Genomic DNA, 16,830 nt, shown 5'->3' with positions numbered 1-16,830 from the left:
ATGGACATCATCGACGCATTCCTCTCCTCGGGGATCCGGTTCATCACCCCGATCCTGCTGGCAGCACTCGGCTGCCTGCTGACCGAGTGGACGAAGGATCTCAACGTCGGCCTCGAAGGCGCGATGCTCTTCGGCGCGTTCTTCGGCGTGGTGATCGGCCTCGGCACCGGCAACGCCGCGCTCGCCGTGATCCTCACCCTCCTGCTCGGCGCGATCGCCGGCGCGATCTTCGGCATCCTCGTCTCGGTGTTCCGGGTCAATGTCTTCGTCGCGGGCATCGTGCTGAACATCTTCGCCGCCGGGGCGACCGTCTACCTCCTGCGCAGCATGTACGGAGTGAAGGGCACGCTGAGCGACACCGCGATCCCGAAGCTGCCGAAGATCGTGATCCCCGGCCTCGACGACGTCCCGGTGCTCGGGGCGCTGCTCTCCGGGCACACGATCCTCACCTACCTGAGCTGGATCATCGTCATCGGGCTGGCGCTGGCCGCCCGCTACACGGTGGTCGCCCGGCACCTGAAGGCGGCGGGCGAGCACCCCGAGGCGCTCGCGGCGGCGGGCGGCAACGTCACGCTCATGCGCGTGCTCGCCCAGGTGTGGTGCTTCGCGATGTGCGCGCTCGCCGGCGTGCAGCTCAGCATGGGGCAGCTCTCGCTGTTCACCGAGGGCATGACGAGCGGCCTCGGCTTCGTGGCGCTCGCCGCGGTGATCTTCTGTCGGGGCCGGGTCGGGCTGCTCACGCTGATGTGCGTGCTGTTCGGGCTCGCGACGGCCGTCTCGATCCTGGTGGACGCCTCCGTCATGCCGCCGCAGTTCGGCCAGATGCTCCCGTACATCGTGGCGTTCGTCGGCCTCGTCGTGCTCGCGCGCACCTCCAAGTCCGGAGGCATGCGCATCGCGACCCCGAAACTGGAGGAGGCCTAGATGAGACGCGCACCCGATGCTCGGCACATCGAGTTGTTCGAGGCCGCGAGGGATCTGCTCGCAGCCCGCCACCACCCCGAGATCCACCAGGTCGCCGCAGCCGTGCGCGGCAGCGACGGCCGGGTGTACCTCGGCCTGCACATCGGCTCGCGCCGCGTGAACGTCTGCGCGGAGTCCTCGGCCATCGCCAACGCCGAGATGGCGGGCGCCGGCCCGCTCGTCGCGATGGTCGCCGTGTGCAGGAACGACTCCGACGACATCGTCGTCACGAACCCCTGCGGTGTCTGCCGCGAGCTCATGGGCACCTACGCGCAGGACGCGGAGGTCATGATCGACGACCGCGGATCGGTTGTCATGGCGCCAGCCGAGCTGCTTATGCCCAACCGATGGATGTTCCCCTCCGAGAATGATTGGACCCCCGATGACCCTTCAGCCCGATAGCGACCCGTCGACGCGCCGCCGGCCCACCATCACCGATATCTGCCTCATCACCGCCGACGTCGATCGCAGCGTCGAGTTCTACACGCAGAAGCTCGGCTTCACTCTGCGCAGTCGGATGCCCGGCTTCGCCGACTTCCAGGGCCCCGGCGTGATCCTCGCGCTGTGGGAGCGCAATCAGCTCGAGGGGGCCACCGGCATCCCCGGCCACGACGCATCCGCGCCCGGCCGCACCGTCATGCTCGCCTGCGAGCTCGGCTCGCCCGAGGAGATCGACCGCACCTACGACGAGTACCGCGCACGCGGCGTCGAGTTCGCCTCCGAGCCGCGCGACTATCCGTGGAACGCGCGCTGCATCTACTTCGACGGGCCCAACGGCGAGTTCTGGGAGTTCTTCGCCTGGTACGAGGGCGGGGAACCCGGCATGGTCGAGCCCGCTGCGGAGAGCGAGGCGGCACGGTGACCGAGCGGCTGCAGGCGCGGGAGGTGCTGCCCGAGGACGCCGACGCGCTGCTGGTCGGCCGGATCCACGACCCCGTCGCGGGCGGTGCCAGCCTCGTGCTCGTCGACGGTGATCGTCTCATCGACATCACGGACCTCGGCCCGACCGCCTCGGTGCTGTTCTCGCGCGCGGATCTCGCGGGGATGCTGCGCGAGGCGCGCAACGAGACGGACCGCGCCGGCTGGGATCTCGCCGACGCGCTCGACTTCGATCCGCTGGCTCCCGCCGACGACGCGCTGCGGCTGCTCGCTCCGATCGACCTGCAGGTGGTGAAAGCGGCGGGCGTCACCTTCGTCGAGTCCATGCTGGAACGGGTCATCGAGGAGCGCGCCGGAGGCGACTCATCGCGGGCGAAGAGCATCCGCGAGCAGCTCGTCGAGACCATCGGCGGAGCGATCTCGAGCATCGTGCCCGGCTCCCCCGAGGCGGAGGGGGTGAAGGCGGTGCTGCAGGCCGAGGGACTGTGGTCGCAGTACCTCGAAGTCGGCATCGGTCCGGACCCCGAGATCTTCACGAAGGCGCCCGTGCTCTCCGCGGTCGGCACCGGCCAGGCGATCGGCGTGCACGCAGCGTCGAGCTGGAACAACCCCGAGCCCGAGGTCGTGCTCGTCGTGCGCGCCGACGGCATCGCGGTCGGCGCGACCCTCGGCAACGACGTGAACCTGCGCGACTTCGAGGGCCGCAGCGCGCTGCTGCTCACCGAGGCGAAGGACAACAATGCGTCGTGCGCGATCGGTCCGTTCGTGCGGGTCTTCGACGACACCTTCGACATGGACGCGGTGCGGTCGCTCGACGTGCGCCTGAAGGTCGAGGGGCCGGACGGCTTCGTGCTCGACGGATTCAGCTCGATGCGCAACATCAGCCGCGACCCCGAGAGCCTCATCCGCCACGCCTGGGGCGACCACCACCAGTACCCCGACGGCTTCGTGCTCTTCACGGGCACGCTGTTCGCACCCACCCGCGACCGGCGCGCGCCGGGCGCCGGCTTCACCCACGAGCTCGGGGATCGCGTGAGCATCTCGAACCCGCGGCTCGGTGCGCTCGTCAACACGGTCGCCCAATCCCAGACGGCGCCCCGGTGGAGCACCGGGATCTGGGACTTCTTCGCGAACCTGCGCGAGCGGGAGCTGCTGTAGCGGCAGCGCCCACGGCTGCCCCGCCTCCGCCCCGCCCGATGACGGCGCACGGACGCATCCACCGCACGAAACCCACATCCACGAGAAGAAGCAGGAGATTATGTACCGAGTCGTGAACCCCGCCAGCGGCGAGACGCTGAGCGAATACCCCGTCCTGTGCGACGACGAGCTGCAGCACGAGATCGAAGCCGCAGCCGCCGCCTTCCCCGACTGGGCCGCCCGCACGATCGCCGACCGCGCGGCGCTGACGCGTCGCGTCGCCGACGTGTTCGAGGAGCGCATCGACGACTTCCTGCCGATCATGGCTCGCGAGATGGGCAAGCGCCCGGCCGAGGGCCGCGGCGAGATCGAGACGGTCGTCTCCATCTTCCGCTACTACGCCGATCGGGCGGACGAACTCCTCGCCGACGAGCAGCTCGACATCGTCGGCGGCACCGTGACGATCCGCCGCCGCCCGACCGGGGTGATCCTCGGCATCATGCCCTGGAACTACCCGGTGTACCAGGTCGCGAGATTCGTCGCCCCGAACCTCGCGCTCGGGAACACCATGGTGCTCAAGCACGCCTCGAACTGCCCCGAGACGGCGCTCGCGATCGTCGACGCGCTGACCGAGGCAAACGTGCCGGAAGGCGTCTACCGCAACCTCTTCATCTCGACCTCACAGGTCGAGCAGGTGATCGCGCACCCCGCCGTCCAGGGCGTCTCCCTCACCGGCAGCGAGCGCGCCGGTCGGGTCGTCGCCGAGACGGCGGGTCGCTACCTGAAGAAGGTCGTGCTCGAACTCGGGGGCTCGGATCCGCTGATCGTGCTCGACTCCGACGACGTCGCAGGGACGGCCGGGACGATCGTCGCCTCGCGCCTGAGCAACGCCGGCCAAGCGTGCAACGCGCCGAAGCGGGTCATCGTGCTGGACGATCTGTACGACGAGCTGCTCGCCGCGGTGGTCGCCGAGACTGAGCGGTACCGCGCCGGCGATCCGTTCGACGAGACGGCCTCGCTCGCACCGCTGTCGTCGCGCGCCGCCGCCGAGGAGGTCGTGGCGCAGGTGCGGCGCGCGGTGGAACAGGGCGCGACGCTGCACACCGGCGGCGCGCTGCTGGACGACACGAGCGCGCTCATGGAGCCCGCCGTGCTCAGCGACGTGCGGCCCGGCACCGACGCATACCGCGAGGAGATCTTCGGGCCCGTCGTCGTGCTCTACCGCGCCGCCGACGTCGAGGAGGCGCTCGCGCTCGCCAACGACACCGAGTTCGGCCTCGGCTCGAGCGTCTTCAGCAGCGATCGACGGCGGGCCCGCGAGATCGGCGCGCGCATCGAGGCCGGCATGGTGTACGTGAACCAGGCCGGCGGATCGCAGGCCGACATGCCCTTCGGCGGCATCAAGAGGTCGGGCATCGGCCGCGAACTCGGCCCACTCGGCATCGACGAGTTCGCGAACCGGATGACGATCCGGCACTAGACGCCCTGTGGGGGATCGAGCAGCGGCGCCGTCATTGGATCCCCGGGGAATGGAGATTGCCCCTCACGATCGCGCATCGTGAGGGGCAATGCACGGCCTGTCCGTGGACGTGACCGGGGCGTCGCGCGCTACACGCCGTAGTACATCTCGAACTCGTAGGGGTGCGGCCGCAGCGCCAGCGGGGCGATCTCGTTCTCGCGCTTGTACTCGATCCAGGTCTGGATCAGCTCCTCGGTGAACACGCCGCCCTCGAGCAGGAACGCGTGGTCCGCCTCGAGCGCGTCGAGCGCCTCCTCGAGCGAGCCGGGCACCTGGGGGATGTTCTTCGCCTCCTCCGGGGGCAGCTCGTAGAGATCCTTGTCGATCGGCTCCATCGGCTCGATGCGGTTGCGGATGCCGTCGAGGCCCGCCATGAGCTGCGCGGCGAATGCGAGATAGGGGTTGCCGGAGGCGTCGGGCGCGCGGAACTCGATGCGCTTCGCCTTCGGGTTCGAGCCGGTCAGCGGGATGCGCACCGCGGCGGAGCGGTTGCCGGCCGAGTAGGCGAGGTTCACGGGGGCCTCGTAGCCCTTGACCAGGCGACGGTAGCTGTTGATGGTCGGGTTGGTGAACGCGAGCACCGCCGGCGCGTGGTGCAGGATGCCGCCGATGAACCAGCGGGCGACGTCGGAGAGGCCGCCGTAGCCGTTCTCGTCGTAGAACAGCGGCTCGCCGCCCTTCCAGAGCGACATGTGGGTGTGCATGCCCGAGCCGTTGTCGCCGAAGACCGGCTTCGGCATGAAGGTCGCCGTCTTGCCCCACAGCTCGGCGGTGTTCTTCACCACGTACTTGAACTTCAGCACGTCGTCGGCCGCCTTGACCATCGTGTCGAAGCGGTAGTTGATCTCGGCCTGGCCGGGCGCGCCCACCTCGTGGTGCGAACGCTCGAGCTCGAGGCCGGCGTCGATCAGGCGCAGCGAGATGTCATCGCGCAGATCGGCCTGCTTGTCGACGGGGGAGACGGGGAAGTAGCCGCCCTTCTCGCTCGTCGTGTTGCCCAGGTTGCCGCCCTCGTACTTGCGGGCGGAGTTCCAGTGCGCCTCCTCCGAGTCGATCTCGTAGAAGGTGCGGCGAGGAGTGGTCTCGTAGCGCACGGAGTCGAGGATGTAGAACTCGGCCTCCGGCGCGAAGAAGGCCGTGTCCGCGATGCCGGTCGAGGAGAGGTAGCGCTCGGCCTTCTTCGCGACCTGGCGGGGATCCTTCGAGTAGATCTCGCCGGTGCGGGGGTTGAAGATGTCGAACAGCATGATCAGAGTGCGCTCAGCGCGGAACTGATCGAGGTAGGCCGTGGTGACGTCGGGGATGAGCTGCATGTCCGACTCGGCGATGCCGGCGAAGCCGCGGATGGAGGAGCCGTCGAACATCTGCCCGACCTCGAAGAAGTCCAGGTCGACGGTCGATGCGGGGATGTTGAAGTGCTGCTGCACCCCCGGCAGATCGGTGAACCGGACATCAAGGAACTTGACGTCGGTCTCCTTGATATAGTCGAGGACTTCCTGGGGGGTCTTGAACATGCTGCTCCTCATCGCCAGAGCACCGGACTGGTGCCGTTCGGTCTGCACACCACCTTACGCGAGGCGGGTTTCGTTATCGTGTGAGCCGTGTTTCGGCGCTGTTACGGGCGTCCGCCGCAGGCAATAGAATCGGAGTCATGCCCGCACCCCAGCAGCCGCAGCGATTCGGAGATCTCGAACCCAGCAAGTGGCCGGGGGAGCGGCTCGGGCTCCCGGAGACCGGACCGCGCTCCGTCGCGCGCCTCGGCCGTCGCGCCCTCGCCCTCTGCATCGACTGGGCCATCGCCGCCCTCCCGGCCTACCTGCTGATCGGCGGCCCGCAGGCTTCGTGGTGGCAGTACGGCATCTTCCTCGCCATGCAGGTGATCTTCATCCCCACCCTCGGGGGGTCGATCGGCCACCGGATCTGCGGGATGCGCGTCGTGCCGATCGCCGGCGGCTGGGTGGGGCCGTGGCGCCCGGTCCTGCGGACGGTCCTGCTGGCGCTCGTGATCCCGGTCCTCGTCTGGGACTCCGATCAGCGCGGCTTCCACGACAAGATCGCCGGGACCGTGCTGATCCGGATGTGACCCCGAGCCGCACCGAGAACGGGCCTCTCCCGCGCACTCGCGGGAGAGGCCCGTTCTCTCTGAGGGATCGAGCTGGGGCGCTCGATCAGCGGGGACGCTGCGAGCGCACCTTCATCGGGTCGATCCCCTTCGGGATCCCGACCGGCGACGCCTGCGACTGCAGGGACGAGAGCCGGTTGTGCACCGCGACGACCTCCTGCCGGCGCAGCACCGGCTTGATCTTGAGGAGTGTGCGGGAGAGCTTCTCCAGGGGGACGCTGTCGGCGTCGGGACCGACCTGCAGACGCGTGACCTGCACGGTGGGGAGCACCCGCTTGACCTTCCGCTCCTCCGCGGCCAGCAGCGGCTTCGTGCGCTGCGCCGGGCCCTCGCCGATGAGGACGATGCCGCCGCGCCCGACGACCCGGTAGACGGCGTCCTGGTTGCGGGTCACCGCCACCGGGACCTCCGACCCGCGCCAGGAGCGGCGCAGCGCGCCCTGGACGACCGCCCCGACGGCGCCGGGCTGGCCGGCGATGCGCTGGTAGGCCATCTTCTCGGCCCGCCGGCCGAGCACGATCATGACCAGGAGGATGCCGACGAGGACGCCGGTCACCGGCCACAGGATCCAGGAGATCCATCCGCCGCCCAGCAGCCACGCCAGCAGTACCGAAAGTGCGATGGGAGCGAGGAAGCACAGGAGCAGTACGAACGGGAGCGCGCGGTCGTGCTCCTTCGTGGTGCGGTAGATCTGCACCATCTGCTTGATGCGGCCTGGCTCCTTGGCGACGCTCTGGTTCTTGTCCTTGGGCATACCTTCCATGGTATCGCCTCGACGAGGGGAGCGACGCCCGACCCGTGACCGGGCGGATCGCTGTCCCCAGTCGCTCACAGACGCGTTGAGCACCTCATACCCGGGGTGTCGTCCACATCGGGCGGTCTCGCCGTGCGCGTGCGGCGAGCAGCGGGCATGCTGCAGGGACGACCGGGAGAACGACCGCCGGGACGCTGGCGGGGAGGCCCGGGCCGGGAACGCCGCGGAGCGGCTGCGAGGAGAGCGAGGGCGGCGATGCGACCAGGTGGACGGAGCGGAGCGAGCGTGGGCGTCGGCGTCGGACGCGCCGAGGCGGGATCCGCCGGCGAGCTGGCCTGGAGACTCGGCGGCCTGTGCCGCGCGGGGATCGACGCGCGCGCCTCGGGCTGGTGCGTCGGGGAACTGCTGAGCACCGAGATCGCGATCGTGGCGCGCCGCGGCGTCGCGAGGGCGATCCGGGTCGACGCCGGAGGCGAGCGGTACCGCCGCGCTCGGAGACGGGCTCACGAGCAGTGCGGTCACGATGCCGCGTGCGCGGCGCTCGGGGTTCCCCGCGGAACGCTGAGGCGCGTGCTCGCGGCCTGGGACGCGGTGGGGGCGGGGGCCCTGATGGAGGAGGCCCTGGAGGAGGCGATCGAGGGCATCGCCGACGCGGCCGTGACGCAGCGCGTCGGCTGGCGGCGCGAAGACGCGCTCGAGGCCGTCGCGCACGCCGTCGGGCGCAGGATCACGCCGCTGCCCCCGGCCCGCTCCGCCTCCGGGCCCGTCCGCAGCGGCGGCGCGGGCAGGGGGACGGAGCGGGGCCGCGCCGTCCCCGTGGAACGAACGCGGCCCCGACTCCTCGCGGAGATGCTGCGGATCGCGGCTAGAGGCCGAGATCGTCCTCGAACCGACCGGCCTCGAGGCGCTGCTTCACCTGAGTGAGGAAGCGCGCGGCATCCGCGCCGTCGACGACCCGGTGATCGTAGGAGATCGCGAGATTGACGGTGGAGTGGATGGCGATGGCGTCGCCGTCATCGGTCGAGACCACGACGGGCTTCTTCACGACCGCGCCCGTGCCGAGGATGGCGACCTGCGGCAGGAACACGAGCGGCGTGTCGAACAGGGCGCCGCGCGAACCGGTGTTGGTGAGCGTGAAGGTGCCGCCGGCGAGCTCGTCGGGCTTCAGCTTGTTGTCACGGGTGCGCGCCGCCAGATCGGCGATCTCGGAGGAGATCTGGGCGAGGTTCTTCTCGCCCGCGTCTCGCAGCACCGGCGTCAGCAGGCCGCGCTCGGTGTCGACCGCGATGCTGATGTTCTCGGTGCTCGGGTAGACGATGGAGTCGCCGTCGATCGTCGCGTTGATGATCGGGTAGGTGCGGAGGGCCTCCGCGGCCGCCAGCGCGAAGAACGGCAGGAAGGAGAGCTTCGACCCGGTCCGGGAGAGGAACTCGTCCTTCTTCGCCTGGCGGAGCTTCGCGATGCGGGTCACGTCGACCTCGACCACGGTGGTGAGCTGGGCCGTCGTGTTGAGCGACGTGACGGCGCGCTCGGAGATCACCTTGCGCAGGCGGCTCATCTTCTGCGTGGTGCCGCGCAGCGGCGAGACCTCGACGGGCGCGGGTGCGGCGGCCGCGGTCGGCTGAGATGCCCCGGCTCCGTCCTTCGCAGCGGCGAGCACGTCCTCCTTGCGGATGCGTCCGCCGACGCCGGTACCGGAGACCTTCGTGAGGTCGACGCCCGACTCGTTGGCGAGCTTCCGCACGATCGGCGTCACGTAGCCGGCCTGGGAGCCGCCGGCGGGAGCCGCGTGCGCGGGCGCAGCAGCCGGTGCCGCAGCAGCCGGGGCGCCCTGCTCGGGCGCCGGGGCCTCGTCGACCTTCGCGGGGGCCTGCTCGGCCGCGGGGGCGGCCTGTTCCTGAGCGGGGGCCTGCTCCTGGGCGGGCGCCTGTTCCTGAGCGGGGGCCTCATCGGCCTTCGGGGTCTCCTGCTGAGGCGCCTCCTGCGGCGGGGCGGGGGCCTGCTCCTGGGCGGGAGCGGGATCCTGAGCCGTCTGCTCGGGGGCGGGCTCGGCCTGCGCCGGTGCGCCGCTGCCGACGCGTGCGAGCACGGCGCCGACCTCCGCGGTCTCGTCCTCCTGCACCAGGATCTCGTGCACGACGCCGGCGACGGGCGACGGAACCTCGGTGTCGACCTTGTCGGTGGACACCTCGAGCAGGGACTCGTCGACCTCGACCGAGTCGCCGACCTTCTTGAGCCAGCGGGTCACGGTTCCCTCGGTGACGCTCTCGCCGAGCGCGGGGAGCACGATGTCCTGGAGATCGCCGCCCGACTGCTGGAACTCGGCCTGGGCCGGCTGCTGCGGCGCCTCCGCCTGCGACGGAGCCTGCTCCTGGGGCTCGGCCGCCGGCGCCTCCGCGGCCGGCGCGGGCTCGGCCTGGGCGGCCGGCTGCTGCTCGGCCTCTGCAGCGGGCTGCGCCTCCTGCGCGGACTCGGCCTCGGACGCCGACGCACCATCGCCGGATCCGATGCGCGCGAGCGCGGCGCCGACCTCGGCCGTCTCGTCCTCCTGCACCAGGATCTCCTCGAGCACGCCCTCGAAGGGCGAGGGGATCTCGGTGTCGACCTTGTCGGTGGACACCTCGAGCAGCGGCTCATCGACGGCGACGGTTTCTCCGACCTTCTTGAGCCAGCGGGTCACCGTGCCTTCGGTGACGCTCTCGCCCAGTGGGGGGAGCACGAGCGATTCACTCATGGCGTTGTTCTCCGTTCGTATCGTTGTTCGTCTGGTGCGCGGCGATTCAGATCGCGTGCAGGGGCTTGCCGGCGAGCTTCAGCATGGCCTCGCCGATGGTCTCGTTCTGCGTGGGGTGTCCGTGCACGAAGGGGGCGACGTCCTCGGGGTAGGCCTCCCAGTTCACGATGAGCTGGGCCTCGCCCACGAGCTCTCCCACCCGCGCGCCGATCATGTGGACGCCCACCACGGGGCCGTCGTTCACCCGGACGGCCTTCACCGTGCCCGCCGTGCCCAGGATCGAGCTCTTCGCGTTGCCCGCGAGGTTGTACTCGTAGGCGGTGACGCTGCCCTCGCCGTACTGCTCCTTGGCCTTCGCCTCGGTCAGGCCGACGGAGGCGATCTCGGGGTCGCAGTAGGTGACCTTGGGCACGTTCACGTCCTCGACGACGACCGGGTTCAGCCCCGCGATCTCCTCGGCGACGAAGATGCCCTGCTGGTAGCCGCGGTGCGCGAGCTGCAGGCCGGGCACGATGTCGCCGATCGCGTAGACGCCGGGCACGTTGGTCGCGAGCCGCTCGTTCGTGAGCACGAAGCCGCGATCCATCTCGACGCCGACCTCCTCGAAGCCGAGTCCCTGCGTCGAGGGGCCGCGGCCCACGGCGACGAGCAGGTAGTCGGCCGAGAGCGTCGTACCGTCCTCAAGGGTCACCTCGACGCCGTTCTCGTCCTGCGTGGCGCCCTGGAAGCGCACGCCGAGCTTGAAGTCGATGCCGCGCTTGCGGAAGGCGCGCTCGAGCTGCTTCGAGACGGACTCCTCCTCGTTCGGCACGAGGTGGGGCAGGCCCTCGACGATCGTGACCTCGGCGCCGAAGGAGCGCCAGACGCTCGCGAACTCGACGCCGATCACACCGCCGCCGAGGATCACCACGCGGTTCGGGATCTCCTGCAGCTGCAGCGCCTGCTCGCTCGCGATGACGCGTCCGCCGAGCTCGAGGCCGGGCAGCGAGCGGGAGTAGGAGCCCGTCGCGAGCACGATGTGCTTGCCGACGATGTTGTCGTCGCCCACGCGAACGGTATCGGGGGAGGCGAGGCGGCCCTCACCCTCGATGACGGTGATGCCGTTCGCCTTGAGCAGGCCCTGCAGGCCCTTGAACTTCGACGCGACGATCCCGTCCTTGTAGGAGTTGACTCCGACGATGTCGATGCTCTCGACGCCCGAGTTCACGCCGTACTTCGCGCCCTCGCGCGCCACGTCGGCGACCTCGGCCGAGTGGAGCAGGGCCTTCGTCGGAACGCAGCCGCGGTGGAGGCAGGTGCCGCCCAGCTTGCCCTTCTCGATGACGGCGGCGCTGAAGCCCAGCTGCTTCGCGCGGATCGCGGCGGCGTAACCGGCGCTCCCGCCGCCCAGGACGACGATGTCAAACTGCTGATCGGCCAAGTGGGATCTCCCTCGGTTGTGCGCGTTCGCTCTGCGGTGCCCGGCGGCGTGCCGCCTGCACCGCTTCCACCCTACTACCCAGCCGCCGCGTTTCAGTGAGAAGCCCCGAGGAGGGCCCGTCGAGCGCGCTCGGCGCTTCCTCGGGGTTCGCTGACGGCGTGATGCGGAACCCGTCCGAGGGCTGTCCGCTTTCGTAGGATGGAGGTGTGAACGAATCGATCTTCTCGGCGGAGTACGCGGAGCGCCGCGCAGGCGTGCCGCGCGGTCTGCCGCTCGTCGTGGCCCTCATGGGGCTCAGCGACGCCGGCAGCGCCGTCGGCCAGCTCGAGACGTATCTGTGGGACCGCTACCGGCCCGAGGAGATCCTGCGATTCAACGCCGACCTGCTGCTCGACTACCGAGCCCGCAGACCGGTGATCACCTTCGACGAGGATCACCTCACGAACTACGCCCCCGAAGAGCTGACGCTCGCGCTGGCGCACGACGAGCTCGGCAAGCCGTTCTTGATCCTGAGCGGGTACGAGCCGGACTTCAAGTGGGATCAGTTCATCGACACGGTGCTGCTCCTTGTCCACGAGTTCGAGGTGTCGACCACGGTCTGGACGCACGCGATCCCCATGCCCGTCCCGCACACCCGCCCGCTGCGCAGCACGGTGAGCGGCACCCGCGACGACCTCATCGAGGCCCGGTCCGTGTGGCGGCCGACCACGAAGCTGGCCGCGTCGGCGGGGCACGTGCTCGAGTACCGGCTGCACGGGCTCGGCGAGGAGGTCGTCGGCTTCGCGCTGCTCGTGCCGCACTACCTCGGCAACACCGAGTATCCGGAGGCGCTGCTCGCGGCGCTCGACGGCATCATGGCGGCGACGGGCCTGATCCTCGCCACCGACGAGGTGCGCGAGTCCTCACGGGCGTTCCACGCCCAGCTGGACGCCCAGCTCGCCGAGAACGAGGAATCCGCCGAGATGGTGCACGGACTCGAGACCCGTTACGACCAGTACATGGAGGAGCAGTCGCCGAGATCCCCCCTCATCAGCGAGGACGGGTCGATCCCGACGGCCGATCAGCTGGCCACCGAGCTCGAGAACTTCCTCGCGCAGCAGCGCGACGGCGGGGAGTCGGACGGCAGGGAGCGCTGAGCGTCCGGGAGTCCGCCCCGGCGGCCGGGAGCCCGCCCCGTGGTCAGGAAACCCGCTTCCGCCATGCAATAATGGGAGAGTAAGCCCATTCAAACCGGTTGCCGATTCCCGCGCGCGGGAATAAACCGGGCTTGACATGGGTTTTCATGCTGTGAGCAGTGTCGGGCCGACGTCCGACGCGCACACATGGATCCCGACACAGAGAGGCGGCCGCGTGGCAACTGCAACCACGACCAAGACTCGTGCTACTTCCCGGAAGACCGAAGAGGTCCCCGAGGAAGAGGCCGGGAAGAAGGCGGCGGGCACGAAGGCGGCCCCCGCCAAGAAGGCCGCTCCGGCCAAGAAGACCGCGGCGAAGAAGGCTCCGGCGAAGAAGGCCGGCGCCAAGCGGGCGAAGAAGGACGACGATCTCTTCGCCGTCGCCGACGAGCCCGACGAGACCGAGACCCACGAGGAGCCGGAGGGCGCCGAGCAGGCGTCCGGCGCAGCGAAGAAGTCCACCGTCCCGGTGGAGCCGCTCCCCACGGGGGCCATCGTGCTCCGCTCCTCGGAGGACGAGGAGGTCCCGACCGTCACCACCGCGATCCCGGGCGCGACCGCGGATCCCGTGAAGGACTACCTGAAGCAGATCGGCAAGGTGGCGCTGCTGAACGCCGCCGAGGAGGTCGAGCTGGCGATGCGGATCGAGGCGGGGCTCTTCGCAGAGGAGAAGCTCGCCACCGAGAGCGGCCTGCCCAAGAAGCTCGAGCGCGAGCTGAAGTGGGTCGCGCGCGACGGCCAGCGCGCCAAGAGCCACCTGCTCGGCGCGAACCTGCGCCTCGTCGTCTCGCTCGCGAAGCGCTACACGGGCCGCGGCATGCAGTTCCTGGACCTCATCCAGGAGGGCAACCTGGGCCTCATCCGCGCGGTCGAGAAGTTCGACTACACCAAGGGCTTCAAGTTCTCGACCTACGCGACCTGGTGGATCCGGCAGGCGATCACCCGCGCCATGGCCGACCAGGCTCGCACGATCCGCATCCCCGTGCACATGGTCGAGGTCATCAACAAGCTCGCCCGCGTGCAGCGTCAGATGCTGCAGGACCTGGGCCGGGAGCCCACTCCCGAGGAGCTGAGCCGGGAGCTCGACATGACCCCCGAGAAGGTCGTCGAGGTGCAGAAGTACGGTCGCGAGCCGATCTCGCTCCACACGCCGCTGGGCGAGGACGGCGACAGCGAGTTCGGCGACCTCATCGAGGACACGGAGGCGGTCGTGCCCGCCGACGCCGTGGGCTTCACGATGCTGCAGCAGCAGCTCGAGCAGCTGCTCGACTCCCTCTCCGAGCGCGAGGCCGGCGTGATCCGGATGCGCTTCGGCCTGGGCGACGGCATGCCGAAGACCCTCGACCAGATCGGCGACACCTTCGGTGTGACGCGCGAGCGCATCCGCCAGATCGAGTCGAAGACCATGGCGAAGCTGCGCCACCCCTCCCGCTCGCAGCAGCTGCGCGACTACCTCGAGTAGGAGCGGCACGACGACGAAGGCCCCGGGAGTGATCCCGGGGCCTTCGTCGTCGTGCCTGCGGCGCGCTCGCGCCGCAGGGTCACGCCTGCAGCTTGTGCGTCTCGTCGTGCCAGACCTCCGCCATGGGGCGGAGCTTGGCCTCGTGCTTCCGTGCGTGGTGAGCGCAGAACAGCAGCTCGCTGCCGCTCAGCACCGCCCGGACGTAGGCCTGAGCCCCGCAGCTGTCGCAGCGGTCGAGGCCGCTCAGGGGACGGTCCGCGGCATCGGCAACCTCGGCGGTCACAGCGCGATCCTGCTCCAGTGTCGTCATGGCAACATCCCCTTTCTCTTTCGTGGACACCTCCATCCAAGCACGTTCGAGCCCCGTCCGGGCTGCGAACCGGCCCCGGTTCGCTGAGCGCGTAGCAGCGGAGGGCGGTATCCTCACTCGCCGGTCTCATGTGCGTCTCGTGTCGGCGACACCCTCTACAGTTGTTCTGTTCGCCTCGGAAAGGGGATCGCAGTGGCAGTATCCAAGCGGGAAGAGTCGAGTTACTCGGCGCGGCACCTGACGGTGCTCGAAGGCCTCGAGGCCGTGCGCAAGAGGCCCGGCATGTATATCGGCACGACCGACTCCCGCGGCCTGATGCACTGCCTCTGGGAGATCATCGACAACTCCGTCGACGAGTCGCTCGCCGGTCACGGCGACGACATCCGCATCACCCTCCACGACGACGGCAGCGTCACCGTCGCCGACAACGGCCGAGGCGTGCCCGTCGACATCGAACCCCGCAGCGGCCTCTCCGGCGTCGAGCTCGTGTACACGAAGCTGCACGCCGGCGGCAAGTTCGGCGGCGGCGGCTACGCGAGCTCCGGCGGTCTCCACGGCGTCGGCGCCTCGGTCGTCAACGCGCTCTCCTCCCGGCTCGACGTGGAGGTGGATCGCGACGGCAAGACGTGGGCGATGTCGTTCCGGCACGGCGAACCCGGCGTGTTCGACGGCGACACTCCGACGAGCCCGTTCACGCCGTTCGAGAAGTCCTCCGAACTGCGCGTCGTCGGCAAGGTCAAGAAGGGCGTCACGGGCACGCGCGTGCGCTACTGGGCGGATCCTCAGATCTTCCTGCCGACCGCCCGCTTCGAGCCGGAGTCGCTCGTGGCACGCGCCAGGCAGACGGCGTTCCTCGTGCCCGGGCTCGCCATCGAGATCCGCGACGAACGCTCCGAGTCGCGCCACGAGGAGACCGGCGAGCCCGCGGTGCACCGCTTCGCCTTCGACGGCGGGCTCTCCGAGTTCGTCGACTTCCTGGCCGTCGACGCCCCCGTCACCGAGACGTGGCGCATCGCCGACTCCGGGACGTTCACCGAGACCGTGCCCGTCATGGACGAGGCCACGGGGCACCTCGTCTCGCGCGAGGTGGAGCGCACCTGCGAGGTGGACATCGCGCTGCGGTGGGGCACGGGCTACGAGACCGAGGTGCAGAGCTTCGTCAACATCATCGCGACCCCCAAGGGCGGGACCCACCTCAGCGGTTTCGAGCAGGGCCTCGTCAAGTTCTTCCGCAAGCAGATCGAGCAGAACGCCCGCAAGCTCAAGGCCGGCTCGGACAAGCCCGAGAAGGACGACATCCTGACCGGCCTCACGGCCGTCGTGACCGTCCGGGTGCCCGAGCCACAGTTCGAGGGCCAGACCAAGGAGGTGCTCGGCACGGCCGCCGTGCGGCAGATCGTCTCGCGGGCGATCGTCAAGGGACTCGATGAGCGGTTCGAATCGCCGAAGCGCCACGACAAGGCGCAGACGGGCACGCTCCTCGAGAAGATGGTGTCCGAGATGAAGTCCCGGATCGCGCTGCGGGCTCAGCGCGACACCGCCCGACGCAAGAGCTCGCTCGAGAGCTCGTCGCTGCCGGCGAAGCTCATCGACTGCCGCTCCAGGGACGTCGCCAACAGCGAGCTGTTCATCGTCGAGGGCGACAGCGCCCTCGGCACCGCCAAGCCGGCCAGGAACAGCGAGTACCAGGCGCTGCTGCCGATCCGGGGCAAGATCCTGAACGTGCAGAAGGCCTCGATCGCCGAGATGCTCGGCAACGCCGAGTGCGGCGCGATCATCAAGGTCATCGGCGCCGGCTCGGGGCGCGACTTCGACCTCGACGCGGCCCGCTACGGCAAGGTGATCCTGATGAGCGACGCCGACGTGGACGGGGCGCACATCCGCACGCTGCTGCTCACCCTGTTCTTCCGCTACATGCGCCCGATGCTCGAGGCGGGGCGCGTGTACGCGGCCGTGCCGCCGCTGCACCGGGTCGTCGTGCAGAACTCGGGCCGCAAGCCCAACGACGTGATCTACACCTACAGCGAGCGCGAGTTGAATGCGCTGCTGGCGGACCTCCGGCGGCGCGGCAAGAAGTATCAGGAGCCGATCCAGCGGTACAAGGGCCTCGGCGAGATGGACGCCGATCAGCTCGCCGAGACGACGATGGACCGCGAGCACCGCACGCTGCGCCGGGTGCGCTTCGAGGATGCGCACGCCGCGGCGCAGATGTTCGAGCTGCTCATGGGCAACGAGGTCGCGCCGCGCAAGGAGTTCATCATCGACAACGCGGACGACCTCGATCGCGAGCGCATCGACGCGTAGCCGCCGCGCGGTTCCCCTTCCCGTTCCCGGCGAATCGGGGACGCCTCTTCA

15 protein-coding genes are annotated in these 16,830 nt (G+C 69.8%); 10 read left to right on the top strand and 5 right to left on the bottom strand.

The window, feature by feature from the left end:
- From JD276_RS03465 to JD276_RS03445, 5 genes are all read left to right on the top strand, one after another.
- Positions 1–924, top strand: coding sequence for an ABC transporter permease (locus JD276_RS03465; RefSeq protein WP_200113944.1), 924 nt, complete (start codon positions 1–3; stop codon positions 922–924).
- A complete protein-coding gene (locus JD276_RS03460) occupies positions 925–1,365 on the top strand; it encodes a cytidine deaminase family protein (RefSeq protein WP_200113942.1) in 441 nt (146 codons plus the stop codon).
- Complete coding sequence (locus tag JD276_RS03455; RefSeq protein WP_200113940.1) at positions 1,346–1,825, top strand: VOC family protein; 480 nt, start codon at positions 1,346–1,348, stop codon at positions 1,823–1,825. The genes JD276_RS03460 and JD276_RS03455 overlap by 20 nt, the downstream gene beginning before the upstream one ends.
- A complete protein-coding gene (locus JD276_RS03450) occupies positions 1,822–3,000 on the top strand; it encodes a fumarylacetoacetate hydrolase family protein (RefSeq protein ID WP_307866424.1) in 1,179 nt (392 codons plus the stop codon). The genes JD276_RS03455 and JD276_RS03450 overlap by 4 nt, the downstream gene beginning before the upstream one ends.
- Positions 3,001–3,100: 100 nt before the next feature.
- Complete coding sequence (locus JD276_RS03445) at positions 3,101–4,459, top strand: NAD-dependent succinate-semialdehyde dehydrogenase (protein ID WP_200113938.1); 1,359 nt, start codon at positions 3,101–3,103, stop codon at positions 4,457–4,459.
- Positions 4,460–4,587: 128 nt separating this feature from the next.
- Here the strand turns inward: JD276_RS03445 and glnA are convergent, their stop codons facing one another.
- The gene (gene glnA / locus JD276_RS03440) at positions 4,588–6,012 is read right to left on the bottom strand and encodes a type I glutamate--ammonia ligase (protein ID WP_200113936.1); all 1,425 of its coding nucleotides are present in this window, start codon (positions 6,010–6,012) and stop codon (positions 4,588–4,590) included.
- A gap of 137 nt (positions 6,013–6,149) precedes the next feature.
- Between glnA and JD276_RS03435 the strand changes: the two genes are divergently transcribed.
- Entirely contained in the window at positions 6,150–6,581 is a 432-nt protein-coding gene (locus JD276_RS03435) for an RDD family protein (protein ID WP_200113928.1), read from the top strand.
- 85 nt (positions 6,582–6,666) lie between these two features.
- On the opposite strand, the gene JD276_RS03430 is transcribed toward JD276_RS03435, so the two are convergent.
- Complete coding sequence (locus tag JD276_RS03430; RefSeq protein ID WP_200113926.1) at positions 6,667–7,374, bottom strand: DUF4191 domain-containing protein; 708 nt, start codon at positions 7,372–7,374, stop codon at positions 6,667–6,669.
- Between the two features lie 285 nt (positions 7,375–7,659).
- Here JD276_RS03430 and JD276_RS03425 point away from each other — a divergent pair, with 285 nt between their 5' ends.
- Complete coding sequence (locus tag JD276_RS03425) at positions 7,660–8,298, top strand: hypothetical protein (RefSeq protein ID WP_200113925.1); 639 nt, start codon at positions 7,660–7,662, stop codon at positions 8,296–8,298.
- On the opposite strand, the gene sucB is transcribed toward JD276_RS03425, so the two are convergent.
- Together sucB and lpdA are read right to left on the bottom strand one after the other, a co-directional pair.
- Entirely contained in the window at positions 8,240–10,108 is a 1,869-nt protein-coding gene (sucB, locus tag JD276_RS03420; protein ID WP_200113924.1) for a 2-oxoglutarate dehydrogenase, E2 component, dihydrolipoamide succinyltransferase, read from the bottom strand. The genes JD276_RS03425 and sucB overlap by 59 nt on opposite strands.
- 46 nt (positions 10,109–10,154) lie before the next feature.
- The gene (gene lpdA, locus JD276_RS03415) at positions 10,155–11,528 is read right to left on the bottom strand and encodes a dihydrolipoyl dehydrogenase (protein WP_200113923.1); all 1,374 of its coding nucleotides are present in this window, start codon (positions 11,526–11,528) and stop codon (positions 10,155–10,157) included.
- A gap of 206 nt (positions 11,529–11,734) precedes the next feature.
- Here lpdA and JD276_RS03410 point away from each other — a divergent pair, with 206 nt between their 5' ends.
- Together JD276_RS03410 and JD276_RS03405 are read left to right on the top strand one after the other, a co-directional pair.
- On the top strand, positions 11,735–12,664 hold the full coding sequence (locus tag JD276_RS03410) for a proteasome assembly chaperone family protein (protein WP_200113921.1): 930 nt from the start codon (positions 11,735–11,737) through the stop codon (positions 12,662–12,664).
- A 214-nt stretch (positions 12,665–12,878) separates the two neighbouring features.
- The gene (locus JD276_RS03405) at positions 12,879–14,165 is read left to right on the top strand and encodes an RNA polymerase sigma factor (protein ID WP_200113920.1); all 1,287 of its coding nucleotides are present in this window, start codon (positions 12,879–12,881) and stop codon (positions 14,163–14,165) included.
- Between the two features lie 79 nt (positions 14,166–14,244).
- On the opposite strand, the gene JD276_RS03400 is transcribed toward JD276_RS03405, so the two are convergent.
- A complete protein-coding gene (locus tag JD276_RS03400; protein WP_200113919.1) occupies positions 14,245–14,475 on the bottom strand; it encodes a DUF7455 domain-containing protein in 231 nt (76 codons plus the stop codon).
- A gap of 192 nt (positions 14,476–14,667) precedes the next feature.
- Here JD276_RS03400 and JD276_RS03395 point away from each other — a divergent pair, with 192 nt between their 5' ends.
- Complete coding sequence (locus tag JD276_RS03395; RefSeq protein WP_200113918.1) at positions 14,668–16,779, top strand: DNA gyrase/topoisomerase IV subunit B; 2,112 nt, start codon at positions 14,668–14,670, stop codon at positions 16,777–16,779.
- Positions 16,780–16,830 lie beyond the last annotated feature (51 nt).

The organism is Leucobacter chromiisoli, from assembly GCF_016522505.1.
In the GTDB taxonomy this organism is placed as follows: Bacteria; Actinomycetota; Actinomycetes; order Actinomycetales; family Microbacteriaceae; genus Leucobacter; species Leucobacter chromiisoli.
Note: the sequence above shows the minus strand (reverse complement) of the source record. Positions and strands in the feature narration are given on the sequence as shown.

Bases quoted from the DNA above. Each gene is read 5' to 3' on its own strand.
- JD276_RS03445 (WP_200113938.1), top strand. From the start codon at position 3,101: ATGTACCGAGTCGTGAACCCCGCCAGCGGCGAGACGCTGAGCGAATAC.
- JD276_RS03430 (WP_200113926.1), bottom strand. From the start codon at position 7,374: ATGCCCAAGGACAAGAACCAGAGCGTCGCCAAGGAGCCAGGCCGCATC.
- JD276_RS03435 (WP_200113928.1), top strand. From the start codon at position 6,150: ATGCCCGCACCCCAGCAGCCGCAGCGATTCGGAGATCTCGAACCCAGC.
- sucB (WP_200113924.1), bottom strand. From the start codon at position 10,108: ATGAGTGAATCGCTCGTGCTCCCCCCACTGGGCGAGAGCGTCACCGAA.
- glnA (WP_200113936.1), bottom strand. From the start codon at position 6,012: ATGTTCAAGACCCCCCAGGAAGTCCTCGACTATATCAAGGAGACCGAC.
- JD276_RS03460 (WP_200113942.1), top strand. From the start codon at position 925: ATGAGACGCGCACCCGATGCTCGGCACATCGAGTTGTTCGAGGCCGCG.
- JD276_RS03455 (WP_200113940.1), top strand. From the start codon at position 1,346: ATGACCCTTCAGCCCGATAGCGACCCGTCGACGCGCCGCCGGCCCACC.
- JD276_RS03465 (WP_200113944.1), top strand. From the start codon at position 1: ATGGACATCATCGACGCATTCCTCTCCTCGGGGATCCGGTTCATCACC.
- JD276_RS03400 (WP_200113919.1), bottom strand. From the start codon at position 14,475: ATGACGACACTGGAGCAGGATCGCGCTGTGACCGCCGAGGTTGCCGAT.